The organism is Mycobacterium sp. MFM001, assembly GCF_003402475.1.
GTDB lineage: Bacteria > Actinomycetota > Actinomycetes > Mycobacteriales > Mycobacteriaceae > Mycobacterium.
This window is the reverse complement of the sequence record NZ_BFAB01000004.1, coordinates 132,627-144,620: the sequence shown is the minus strand read 5'-3', so window position 1 is coordinate 144,620 and position 11,994 is coordinate 132,627. Positions and strand designations below refer to the sequence as shown.

General features: G+C 65.8%; 12 protein-coding genes. 7 read left to right on the top strand and 5 right to left on the bottom strand.

What is annotated here, in order from left to right:
- Positions 1 to 19 precede the first annotated feature (19 nt).
- From MFM001_RS08800 to MFM001_RS08775, 6 genes are all read left to right on the top strand, one after another.
- Positions 20 to 727: a TetR/AcrR family transcriptional regulator gene (locus MFM001_RS08800; protein ID WP_045378988.1), complete on the top strand. Its 708-nt coding sequence runs from the start codon at positions 20 to 22 to the stop codon at positions 725 to 727.
- 367 nt (positions 728 to 1,094) lie between these two features.
- Positions 1,095 to 1,994, top strand: a complete 900-nt coding sequence (locus MFM001_RS08795; RefSeq protein ID WP_116374879.1) for a metal-dependent hydrolase — start codon at positions 1,095 to 1,097, stop codon at positions 1,992 to 1,994.
- A 29-nt stretch (positions 1,995 to 2,023) separates the two neighbouring features.
- Positions 2,024 to 2,920, top strand: a complete 897-nt coding sequence (locus MFM001_RS08790; protein WP_116374878.1) for a metal-dependent hydrolase — start codon at positions 2,024 to 2,026, stop codon at positions 2,918 to 2,920.
- 12 nt (positions 2,921 to 2,932) lie between these two features.
- On the top strand, positions 2,933 to 4,510 hold the full coding sequence (locus tag MFM001_RS08785; protein ID WP_116374877.1) for an NAD(P)/FAD-dependent oxidoreductase: 1,578 nt from the start codon (positions 2,933 to 2,935) through the stop codon (positions 4,508 to 4,510).
- On the top strand, positions 4,507 to 5,460 hold the full coding sequence (locus MFM001_RS08780; protein ID WP_116374876.1) for an SDR family NAD(P)-dependent oxidoreductase: 954 nt from the start codon (positions 4,507 to 4,509) through the stop codon (positions 5,458 to 5,460). The genes MFM001_RS08785 and MFM001_RS08780 overlap by 4 nt, the downstream gene beginning before the upstream one ends.
- A gap of 7 nt (positions 5,461 to 5,467) precedes the next feature.
- Positions 5,468 to 6,379, top strand: a complete 912-nt coding sequence (locus tag MFM001_RS08775) for an alpha/beta fold hydrolase (protein WP_160118002.1) — start codon at positions 5,468 to 5,470, stop codon at positions 6,377 to 6,379.
- Between the two features lie 29 nt (positions 6,380 to 6,408).
- Here MFM001_RS08775 and MFM001_RS08770 read toward each other — a convergent pair whose 3' ends face one another.
- A complete protein-coding gene (locus tag MFM001_RS08770; RefSeq protein WP_202864133.1) occupies positions 6,409 to 7,056 on the bottom strand; it encodes a TetR/AcrR family transcriptional regulator in 648 nt (215 codons plus the stop codon).
- 70 nt (positions 7,057 to 7,126) lie between these two features.
- Here MFM001_RS08770 and MFM001_RS08765 point away from each other — a divergent pair, with 70 nt between their 5' ends.
- Positions 7,127 to 8,203 (top strand): oxygenase MpaB family protein, encoded by a 1,077-nt coding sequence (locus tag MFM001_RS08765; protein WP_116374874.1) that lies wholly within the window; start codon positions 7,127 to 7,129, stop codon positions 8,201 to 8,203.
- A 13-nt stretch (positions 8,204 to 8,216) separates the two neighbouring features.
- On the opposite strand, the gene MFM001_RS08760 is transcribed toward MFM001_RS08765, so the two are convergent.
- From MFM001_RS08760 to MFM001_RS08745, 4 genes are read right to left on the bottom strand one after another with little or no spacing between them, the layout of a single operon-like run.
- Positions 8,217 to 8,801, bottom strand: coding sequence for a DUF6624 domain-containing protein (locus tag MFM001_RS08760; protein ID WP_116374873.1), 585 nt, complete (start codon positions 8,799 to 8,801; stop codon positions 8,217 to 8,219).
- On the bottom strand, positions 8,798 to 10,651 hold the full coding sequence (locus MFM001_RS08755) for a GMC family oxidoreductase (protein WP_116374872.1): 1,854 nt from the start codon (positions 10,649 to 10,651) through the stop codon (positions 8,798 to 8,800). The genes MFM001_RS08760 and MFM001_RS08755 overlap by 4 nt, the downstream gene beginning before the upstream one ends.
- Complete coding sequence (locus tag MFM001_RS08750; RefSeq protein ID WP_045383772.1) at positions 10,648 to 10,980, bottom strand: hypothetical protein; 333 nt, start codon at positions 10,978 to 10,980, stop codon at positions 10,648 to 10,650. The genes MFM001_RS08755 and MFM001_RS08750 overlap by 4 nt, the downstream gene beginning before the upstream one ends.
- Positions 10,977 to 11,975, bottom strand: coding sequence for a hypothetical protein (locus MFM001_RS08745; protein ID WP_116374871.1), 999 nt, complete (start codon positions 11,973 to 11,975; stop codon positions 10,977 to 10,979). Before MFM001_RS08745 ends, MFM001_RS08750 begins: the two co-directional genes overlap by 4 nt.
- Positions 11,976 to 11,994: the final 19 nt, after the last annotated feature.

Sequence of the window (11,994 nt, the reverse complement as noted above, 5' to 3'; positions counted from 1 at the left end):
GTCGATTACGATTGCCCCCGTGTCGACGCGCGTTGCCGCTGGTCGAGGGCGCCTCCCGAATCTGACTGGAGATGCCCGGGCCGACCGGTGGCGTGAGCACCGGGCTGCCGTGCGCGCCCAGTTGGTAGATGCCACACTTCGTGCGATCGAAGAGCACGGTCCGCAGTTGTCCATCGACGACGTCCTCAAGACGGCCGCTGTGCCGCGCCCGAAGCTGTATCGCTTCTTCGAGGACAAGGCCACGTTGTTCGCCGCGGTCGCCGAACGCGTGCAGGAGATGATCATCGAGCGCGTGGTGCCGCATTTCGACGTCACCGCAACGGCGCGGGAGTTGGTCCGCTCGGCGCTCACCGGATATGTCGACTTGGTCGACGAGCGGCCCGCCCTCTTTCGCTTCCTGGTTGGCTCGCATTTCAGAGGCGGGCGTTCGGCCGCGGAGTTGATCGACAGCGGCAGGCCGCTGTCGGATGCCATGGTCGAGGTTTGGGCCGCCGTGCTCCGGGCGCGCGGTGGATGCAGCGGCGATCTCGAGTATGTCGTTGACGCTGCGCTTGGGTCGGTGACGCTCGGCGTGCTGCGCTGGCTCAACTCTCCGACGATCAACAAGTGCGCTCTGGTCGAACAGCTCACCTGCTTTGTCTGGGGCGCGCTTGCGACCACGGCGGCCGCGCGCGGTGTCGTCATCGACCCCGACGAAAGAGTGCTACCGCTCGACAGCGCCGGCTGACCGCCCCCGGACCTCCGCGGATAACCGTGCTGCCAGACACCCATACTTGACAGAGTGACGTATCAGTCACATTATTTGGTGATCCGCAGGACGGTGGAGGATGACGATGTGGCCAGCTCCGGCACCAACCGCAAGGTCGTCATGACCGTCGGCGCCCGGCGGGCGATAGGTGCATGTGCCAGTTGTCGAGTTCGGCACCGGTCTCGCGGTTTGCCTTGTCCTGCAATAAATCTCGGTGCACGCACAGGCGTGTCGCTTCCGACGGCCGTTATCGAAGACAGGTCTTGCGCGGCGTGGTGTCGCGCAGTACCGTCTGTAACTAGTACTACTAGTACTAGGTACTAGACGTTCAGGAAGGGGCTGGGCTATGGCCAGCGCGCATGCAGGACGAGGAGCCGTCGCCGTCGTCGACGCGGCCGGGAAAACGGTCGGCTACCCGAAGACCAGGCGGATTCGCTTCCGCTTCGGTGAGGACCGCACCTACGGCAAGTACTTCGTCGACGACGACATCGTGTTCAGCCACTTCGTGGCGGGTCTGTCGGCTGCTTTTCCGCCGGGCGAGGAGTCGTTCATCCGGTCGGTGCGCAGTTTCGCCGACCACATCACCGACCCGACGCTGAAGAAGCGGGTCGCCGGGTTCATCGGCCAGGAATCCATGCACGGCCAAGAGCATCGCCGGCTCAACCAGAAGCTCGTCGAAAAGGGCTACCGGATCGAGTGGTGGGACTCGAAGCCGTGGAAGGAAAGGCAGATTCGCTTCGAGCAGCGGATCCCGAGCCGAGTGCATCTGGCGATGACCGCGGCTGCAGAGCATTACACCGCCGTGTTGGCCGAACGGGTGTTGTCCAGCGACGAAATCCAAGCCATCCCAGGTGATTCGGAGGTATGGAATCTGCTGAATTGGCACGCGCTGGAAGAGCTCGAGCACAAATCGGTGGCGTTTGACGTGTACCAGGCGGTGGGGGGCTCCGAGCGTGCGCGCATCGCGGTGATGGTGGCGCTGATTGCTCTCACGATTCCGCTGACCGCCACGTCACTGGCGGTCTCGCTGGCCCGCGACCCGGTAGCGCGACGACAGCCTGTCCGATTGGCTCGGGAGACCTACGCACAACTGCGCGGCCCGCTGTTCAAAGGGCTGTTCCGTGACCTGGCCAAGTACCTGCGGCCGGGTTTTCATCCCGACGACATCGATACGACGGCCTTGCTGAGGCGTTGGCAGACTGAGCTTTTCGGTGCGAACGGCGCACTCGTCGACCACCTGAAATGACCTACCGATACCAAAAGGAGTGAACGGCCATGGCTGCTGATCCGATAACGACGGCGACGAACGAAAAGGCTCCCGCGAACCCGTATCCGAAGGTGCGGCGGATCCGGTTCCGGTTCGGAGATCCCCAGCCGATGAACCATCATTTCGAGGAGGGCGATATTCCGTTCAGCCACCTGGTTGCGGTGCTGTCGGCCGCTTTTCCGCCGGGAGAGGAGTCGTTCATTCGGTCGGTGCGCCGCTTTGCCGATCGGGTAACCGATCCGGTGTTGAAGAAGCGGGTTGCCGCGTTCATCGGTCAGGAGTCGGTGCATGGCCAGGAACACCGCCGGCTCAACGAAAAACTCATCGAGATGGGCTATCCGTTCGTTCGGCTGTTCACATTTCCCCATGACAGCCGCCGCCAGCGGCTGATTCTGCGTATCGAGAACCGCGCCCCCGCGCTGGCGCATCTGGCGATGACGGCGGCCGCCGAGCACTACACCGCGACGCTTGCCGAGCGTGTGCTCTCCAGCGACGAAATCCAGGCGATCGCTGAGGATCCCGAGGTCCGCAACCTGTTCAACTGGCACGCCGTGGAGGAATTGGAACACAAATCCGTCGCTTTCGACGTCTATCGGGCGGTCGGCGGGCCGGAGTGGCTTCGCATCTCGGTGATGGCGGTGATGTACTACCTCACCATCCCGGTGGTGACGGTGGGAGTGCTGCTGTCCATTGCGACCGACCCCAGGGGATGGCACCCGATCACAGTGCTGCGGCAGACCATCGGGCTCTTCCGGGGACCGTTGGTGAAGGGCTTGATGGCCGACCTGCGCACCTACATGAGACCAGGATTCCATCCGGACGACATCGAGACCGACTACCTGGTGGAACGGTGGCGGCAGGAGCTGTTCGGCGCTGAGGGCGCTCTCGTCGAGCACCTGAGGTAGGGGAGGATCTGCGTGAGTACAACTGTCGACATCGAGCAGGCGCCGACCGACGAGCGTGTGACTCCCGACTACGAGGTCGTCGTCGTCGGAGCGGGATTCGGTGGCATTGGCGCGGGTATCGCGTTACAGCGGCACGGAATTCACAATTTTGTGCTCGTAGACAAGTGGGATCAGGTCGGCGGGACTTGGCATGCCAACACCTATCCCGGTGTGGCAGTGGATATTCCGTCGTTCGTCTATAGCTTTTCCTACGAGCAGCGCGGTGACTGGTCGCGCCTGTTCGCGCCGGGGGAGGAGCTACGCGACTACGCCAACGACATGGTGGACAAGTACGGTCTGCGGGACAAGCTGCGACTGAACACCACGATTACCTCGGCAGTCTTCGATGAGCTCAACTGCCTGTGGCGGTTGACCACCGACGGCGGCGAGCAGATCACGGGCCGATACGCGGTGATGGCGGTCGGCGGGCTGGAAAGCCCGAAAATGCCGGATATCCCGGGTCTTGACAGTTTCGGCGGCACGCTGATGCACACCGCGTTGTGGGATCACGACGTCGCGCTAGAAGGCAAGCGGGTCGCGATCATCGGCACCGGTGCGACCGCGCTGCAGGTAGTGCCGGCCATTGTCGACGAGGTCGATCACCTGACCGTCTTCCAACGCACTCCCATCTGGGTGTTCCCCAAAATCGACATGGAAATGAAGTCCGTCGGGCGTTGGGTCATGGGGCGCAGGCGGCTTCGGTCGGCGATCCGCCTGGTGGGCACCGTGGCGACGGAGATCGCGATGAGCGGCCAGCTGGTCGGTCCGCGCTGGCTGACCGACGCCAGCCGGCGAATGGCGGAAATCCCGGTGCGGCGCTGGATGCGCAGCCAAGTCGACGACCCGGTGATCCGGGAGAAGTTGATTCCGCGCTATGGGCTCGGATGCAAGCGACCGTCGATGTCCAACGACTATCTGAAGACGTTCAACCGCAGCGACGTCAGTCTGGTCACCGAAACCATCGACCGCATCACCGAAACCGGTGTGCGCACCATCGACGGCATGGAGCATTCGGTCGACGTATTGATCTGCGCGACCGGCTTCCGGCTGTGGGACAACCGCGCTGTTCCACCCTTCCCGGTCATCGGTCGCGACGGTGTCAACCTCGGGCAATTTTGGGATGAGCACCGGTACCAGGCCTACCAAGGGGTTTCGGTGCCCGGGTTCCCCAACATGTTCACGATCACCGGGCCGTACGGGTTCGTCCTCGGGTCCTACCTATGGATGATCGAGGCAACCTCGGCTCATCTGAGCCGCGCGATCGCAGAGGCCAAACGCCTCGGCGCAACCATCTGCGAGATCCGCCAGGAAGCGCACGACGAATACTTCCGCAAGTGCCTGAAGCGTCAGGAGCGCAACTTCCTGTTCACTCCAACCTGCGCGGGCTCGAACACCTATTACATCGACAACAAGGGCGACTCGCCGTTCCGGCCGTCGACACACGGTGAGATGTATTGGCAGAACCGTCATTACAACTTGGATGTCTATCGCTACAGCCTCGGTCCTGCGGTGCACGAGCACGTCGCGGCCAAGTCGAAGGAGAACGCGTGAAGCTCAACAGGTTGCATCCCCGTCTCGTCGTCGTCACTGGTGCGGGGAGCGGCATCGGCCGGGCTACTGCGATCAAATTCGCCAAGCTGGGCGCCCACGTGGTGGTCTCCGACATCGACCTGGACGCGGCATCTGCTACCACGGCGATGATTCGCGGCAACGGGCGAAGCGCCTCGGCGGCGCAGCTTGACGTCACCGATCCCGAAGCGTGGGAGGCGTTCGCGCGTGACGTGCTCGCCGAGCACGGGTATACCGACGTGTTGGTCAACAACGCCGGAATGCTGGTCGGTGGACCGTTTTTGGAGCTCAGCCCGGCCGACTGGGAGCGGCAGCTCAGCGTGAACCTGATGGGCGTTGTGTACGGATGCCGGGCGTTCGGCGCGCAGATGGTGGAACGGGGCAGCGGGCACATTGTCAACATCGCCTCGGCCGCGGCATTCACACCGACACCGGTGATGGCCCCGTACTCGGTGTCCAAGGCTGGGGTGAAGATGTTGACCGAATGCCTACGGCTGGAGCTTGGGCCCAAAGGTGTTGGGGTCAGCGCGATCTGCCCGGGAGTGATCAACACCAATATTGCCGAACATGCGATCACCGTCGGTGTCGACCAAGAACTGATGGATCGGGGAAAGCGGGTCAACCGGCAGCTCCAAGAACTCGCCGAGAGGCTTCCGTTCGCTCCGATGAGCCCCAATCTCGTCGCGCGTGCGGCTGTGCGCGCGGTGCGGTTCGACCTCGCGGTCGTGCCTGTGCGTACCGAGGCCTGGCTGGGTTATTTCATGCTGCGCATTGCGCCAGGCGTCAACCGCCGTATGACCCAGCCATTTTCGGTGGATACGCTGGAGAAGCTCGGCGAGCGACTGCTGGAGCGTTTCGATGCCAAACCGCTCGATCCGCCCGGTGGTCGCCCTGACGTGCAAGCTGCGCCAGTGCCCAGTTCGCGTGGCTAGACCGACGATGACCAGCGACCGATCGGAGGTGCTGTGCCGACAGTACGGCCTGACGCTTCCTGATGCCTGGCTCAACGTCAGGGAATGGGGCGCGACCGAGCCTGATATCACAGTCGTGCTGACCCATGGCTGGACCCTGTCCGGTCGGCTCTGGGAGGACGTCGCCACCTCGATCGCCAGGGCGGAGCCGTCGGTGCGTGTCATCGCCTACGACCATCGGGGCCATGGCAATTCGGCGTCGGTGCCGACCGCTTCGATCGAGCAACTCGCCGACGACCTGGCCGCTGTGGTGGCCCGGACGGTCCCGGCAGGGCCCATCGTTTTGGGTGGTCATTCGCTAGGCGGAATGACGCTGATGGCGTTGGCGCAGCGGCACCCCGCCATTGTCGCCGAACGCGTCGCCGGGGTGGCGTTCGTGGCGACCAGCGCCGGGAATCTGCTGGGCACGATCAGGCGGGTTCCGGGCACCGAGCCCGCGATGAGAGCGGTACTCGTGCCGGCGGCCCGGATCAAGCTACCCAGCAGGCCGCTGTTGCTCGTTCGGCAAGGTGGTCGCGCGGCGTACGGCAAGCAGCCGCGACGCCACGATATGAATCGGACCGTATTGCAGGCGGCACAAAGCGATCCGCGTGCTGTTGCGGCGCTGGGCCGATCGATCCTGCGGCACCACCGCTACGACGCCTTGCCGGCATTCCGGCATGCCCACGCCGTCGTCATGGCCGGTACTCGGGACCCGTTGACCTCGCCTGCCCATGCCCACCGGATCGCGGAGCAGTTGCCAGGCAGCCAACTTGTCGTCTTCCGCGGCGCCGGCCACTTCCTGCCGTATGAGCGCCGCGAGGCGGTCACCGCCCATCTGCTCAATCTGGTTGCCAAATCCCGTAATTCGGAACGAAGCATCGCGGGCGTCGCCGGGTGAATCCGCGTACCGCGTCAGCGTTCGGAGGCTTATGTCGGGCCCTCACCCGGGCTTTCGCTGTGGATCCGGAAATAGCCGATAACGAGCGCGGTGAGCTCATTGAGGAATTCGTCGCGCTCAATCGGCGGCCGGTCGAGGAGGTAGCGGGTGGTGAGGTGTTCGACGGTGCGCACCAGCAGCCAAATCGTGGTCTGCGCATGACGGACCGGCAGGGAGCGTAGGCGCAGGTGCGCCGCCGCCAACTCGCCGACGCGGTCCTCGAAGGCCGTGATTTTGTTGCCCAGGCCCAGCCGCGGCGTCTGCTCGATCAGGGCCCGTAGCAGCCCGGGCTCTTCTTCCATCGCTTCGAGGAGAATGTCCAACGTGGCGTAAATGCGTTGCGGCTCTTCGGGTTCGCCGATGTGCGCCGAGAGATGTGCGGTGACCCGGTCGGCGATGTGGTCGGTGTACCGGTCGATCACGGCGGCAATGATCGTCTCTTTGTTCGGGAAGTACTGGTAGAGCGATCCGGGGCTGATCCCGGCGGCTTCGGCGATGCGGTTGGTTGTCGCGTCGTCATAGCCCCGTTCGATCAGCACCGTTTTGGCCGCGTCGAGGATCCGCTTCACCATCAAACGCGAGCGCTGTTGCTGCGGGACGCGCCGCGGAGCGACCGGACCGCTGGTAGAGCGCGCCATCAGAACGCGAATTGAAAGCGAGTTTTTACTTGCGTCATGATGAAATCATCCTCGTAGAAAGGCCGTCAGCATGGCGATTCTGCAGAATCCCGTGGCAGTGATTTTCGACAGGATGTTCGCTCAGGCGGTCCGGAGCCGTTTCTTCCAGGGCCTGGATTTCGCGGAGCCGAAGGGCGACCCGGGCTGGTTCGGACCGGACAGCGCGGTGTGGTACGTGCACTCGCACATGCCGCTGGTGGCGCTGGGGCTGTTCTCGTCGGCGACGATGGAACAGCTTGACCCGTCAACGATTTCGGGTGGCTACCACCATTCGCGTGCATTGAAGCGTGACGACGACGGCAATCCGAGATTGGCCATCGACCCCGAAGGCGCTGCGGTCCGGTTCGGCCACTCGCTGGCGTTCTTTCTCGGCGTTGCCTACGGCCCTACCGAAACCGCGGAGAAATGCGCGCGGATCGTGCGGGCCATGCATGGAACCGTGCACGGGGTGAGCGGCCTGACCGGCATGCGCTACGACGCACGTGATCCCGACCTGCTGCGGTGGAACTACGCCAACGTGGTGTGGGGATTGGCCACCGCCCACGAGCGCTACCACTACGCACCGCTTCGTGGCGCCGACTTGGACCGCTACTACCGCGAGTTCACCCGAGTGGGCTACGCGCTCGGTGGCACCGATCTGCCCGCCAGCAAAGGCGAAGTGCTCGAGGTCCTCGACAGCTGGGTACCGAAACTTGCGCTGTTACCCGCGGTGTCACAAGCGATTTGGCCGAACAACCGCCACGCCATGCCGATCTGGCAGTGGCCGCCCCACGCGTTCCTGAATTGGTTCATTCGCGACATGCAACCACGGTGGGCGCGCAACCTGTACATGCACACCCGACCCGACCCGCTGACTGTGTGGTCGGTTCGGCAAGCGCTGAAGGTGATGCTCAACAGCGCGCACCTGCTGCCCGGCCCGCTGCCCGAATTTCGGCAAGCGCAAGCGCGAGTGACCGGTGTGCCGCTGCAACCGATTCGCTTCGACCCAGACAAGATTGCCGCCGAATCCAAGCTGAGTCGCGGGGCCATCGAGCGGCTGGCGGACGGCAACACTGCCAGGCAACAAAGGCCAACCAGACGCCGGGGGCGTGTAGCAGCGGTCACCTGAACTGCCGCAGGTTTCATGCCCAGCCAACGCGGCGGCGCCACTTGTCGTATTTCGCGCGATGCTCGGCGGGATTTCCCGGCGGTCGTGCGCCGCAAGTGACGGCTCGCTGACGTTGGTGCGCAATCGCTTCGGCCAACGGTCCGAGCCCGACGCTCGCACGCCGAAGGTCGACGTCCGCGGGATCGCTGATGGGTCGTGGCGACAGATATCCGTCGTCGTCCCACTCGAATTGGGTTCCGTAGAGCTGCCCACGACCCTCTAAACACCTGATCCGATCGGTGAGCATCGCGAGCTGCTTGGGGTCGGCTTCACCGGCGATGACCGCAGCCTGCAGCAATTCGCGGCAGCGCCGCTGGAAATCGGGTCGGCTGATGGCATGTTGCGCGATCCGGAAGGCCGCGTCGGCGCCGTCTTCGCCAACGCGGGAAACGGCGGGCCAACCACCTTCGAGCAATTGCTCGAGCCGATCGGCGTTGCGGTTATGGACCTCCTCCATCGCCGGGTGATAGCCGTCGAACACCGAACCATCGGCAGCAAGCCTCGCCCAAACCGAATCGTCCTCGGCGATCATCTGCAGGAGTTCTTCTCGTAAATTCATGCCGCGGCGGTCTCTTCGACGATCTCGTCGGCCACCGCCAACGCCAGCGCCATGATCGACACCTGCGGATTGACCTCAGGGCAGCTGGGCAGGATCGACGCGTCGGCCACCCACACCCCCTCGATTCCGCGCAGTCGGCCGCCCGGGTCGACCGGGCAGCGCAGCTCGTCGTCGCCGGCCGCCGCCGTGCCGGTCGGGTGAAAAGCCGCCAGGTGCAAGCTTTTCGGGTTCGTGCGGGAGAGCACATTCTGCAGCTCTGGCATGCTCGTTACGGTCGGGCCGGCGGGCAGCCCGGTCAGCACCTCGACGGCACCAGCGGCGAACAGTAGCCGGCCCATCGCCTGCAAGGCGGTCATCACCTTGCCCGTGTCGGTAGGGGTGATGCTGTAGCGCAGCAGCGTTTCCCCGCGTACCGAATAGACCCGGCCGACGCCCCGGTCGGCCACCATAGCGCCGAAGGTCGCGATGTGGCTGGCGCGGTCGAGCCAGTCGAGCAGCTCGCCGCCGTAGCCGGGGAACACCATCGATCCCATTCCCGGCGGCGTCGAGGTCGCCTCGATCAGCACACCGTGCGACTCGTGCAGCTCGTCGACCGCCGCGCTCTGCAGCACTCCTCGCCACGCGGTGATGTCGTGGTCGAAGCGGCCGGCCAGCATCACCGCCGGATGCAGGGCCAGGTTGCGGCCGAGCCGCGGATGCCCACCAATCCCGCTGCGCCGCAACAGCCCCGGCGTTTCCGTTGCGCCCGCCGCGACCACGACGGTGTCGGCCAGCACGTCGACCGCGGTGCCGTCGGGTCGACGCGCCCGTACTCCGCGAGCACGACCGCCCGAGTGCAAGACCCTCTCGACTCGGGCGTCCGACACGATTCGGGCGCCGGCCGCACACGCCTGCGGCAGCGCGTTGAGATGCACACCGAACTTGGCGTTGTGCGGGCACCCGATCGCGCACTGGCAGCAAGCGTCGCAGCCCGGCGCGTTGCGGGGGATCGGGGCCGCCTGCCAGTCCAACGCGGCGGCGCCGTCGAGCAGTAGCCGCCCGTTGCGGCCCATGATCTCCAACGGCACCGGGGCCACCTGCAGCGTCTGCTCGACGTCGTCGAGATAGTGGGCCAGCCGATCCGGATCGGCCAAGTCCCAACCGAATTCGTCGCGCCAGCGCTGCTGCACCGGCAGCGGGGGGCGATAGCAAGTGCCGGAGTTGACCACGGTGGTGCCCCCGACCGCACGGCCGATCGGCAACACCACCGCCGGGCGTCCCAACGCTACGGTGGCTCCTGCGCCGCGGTACAGCCCGGCGTAGCGGTCGATCGGATGCATGCTGCGGAACTCGTCGACCGTCCAGCGCCGCCCCTCCTCGACGATGACCACCGCCATCCCGGCGCGGGCCAGCGTGCGGGCCGCCATCGCTCCGCCTGCGCCGGAGCCGACGACCACCGCATCGGCGCGCAGTACAGAGGCGACGTCGACAGACGACGTGAGGTTCAGCGCCGCATCGGGGCGGGCAACGTCGTGCTTCTGTGCGCGGTCGAGCAACTCTGCGGCATACGTGTCGGCGCCATTGGCAAGCAGCACAACTGCTTTCAAGCCCTCGACGGCCGCACCGACGCCTGGGCTGAGCCCGGCAATGCGGCGCAGCACTGCGGCGCGGGCCTGCGGGGTCAACCGCGACAACGACCGGCCCGTGCTCAGATAGCCAGCGGCCGCGACGGTTAACAATCCGGCTCGCACTGCCAGCCGCGACGCCGTGGGCAGCCGGGCGAGATACCGGTCGACGCGTTCGACCAGCTGCGCAGCCGACGGGCCGCCGCACTCCTCGGGCAGCAACGCCTGGCCGAACGGGGCGGTCACCCGAAGCGCCGCCCGAGCCCACGGCCCAGCTTGAGGAAGAACGGATACGTCGCGAAAATTCCGGCTGCCAGCGCATGCATCGGCCAACGGAGCTCATCGGTCTTCACTCCGAAAACCCCGCTGTTCCACATGAAGTCGCGTCCATTACGGGCCCGGAACGGCCGCCAGAGCACGCCGAGGCCCGGCACGTTGTTGTAGAGCCCGAACGAGCCGCCGAAGAACACACCCAGCGTGGCGGCCTCGGCGGCGTCGCGCTGCTCTGGCGGTAGTCCGCGTTCGATCACCACACCGGAAGCCACCAGCATGGGCGGGTCGAGCAGAAAACTCATGACGAAATCCCTTCTCTGACAGGAGGAGCCGCCGCGCCGCGCAGACCGACCTCGGCATGACCCAGCACCGACCAGCGCCGCTCGCCCAGCTCGACGTGGACGTCGGCCTGTTCGGTGTTGGTGCACACCGCGGTGGCGCCGTCGGGATCGGTGTAGCCCAAGCTCACGCATCGGTCCTCGGGCTGGTCCACGCGGATCAACACGGGACGACCGCCGATACGGCCCTCCAGCTGCCAGTGCCGGACACTGGGGGCTGGTGGCGCGACCCGCTGCGCCCGGCTTCGCCGCGCTTGCGATCGCCCCAGCGTGGTCCGCATCCACAGCGACGGCAAACCCATTGGCGGCCAATCTTTTCCGTCGACGCGAAACCGGACGAACGCGATCGGAGGCAGGCTGTGCAGGCCCGGTGTGTGCGACACCGCGGTGACCACTTCGAGCACGTCGCCGTCACCGAGGTCGGCGTGAATCCAGCCCCACCGCTTGGCGTTGCCGCGGCCGTAGATGTGCGCGACGGCCCCGCGCCAACCGTCGAGCCGGTGCGTCGCGTCGCCGACGGTGACCGACCCGGTGAAATCGGCGGTGGGCGCGAGCACCACCTGCGCGCCGGGCAGCAGGTCGCGTTCCCACGCCATCCGCGGGAAGGTCCACAGCGGTCTGCTGCTGTCTTTCCAGTGCAGGTCCCAGGCCAGCGACCCGGCGCGCCCGGCCAGTTCCTGAAAGCCGACGTGTGCGTCGGCGACGCGGAACCACGCCGGATCGACGGCCGGCGAGACCGGGCCCGGCCCGAAGCGCTCGGTGCGTGGCGGCCCGTCGGCCGGAAACCACGTCGCCCAACCGTGCCCGTAAGCGGCACCGGAAATGGGTGCCACGGTCTCGCAGTGCACCCACAGCCCGGCGCGGGTCACCGGATCAGAGAGGGTGGCGTACCAGACTTCCAGGCGGCCGGGCTTGCCCCGCCAGCGCGGGACGGCGGCGGACCGGAGTTCGGCGTCCATGGTGCGTCTACTATATTGG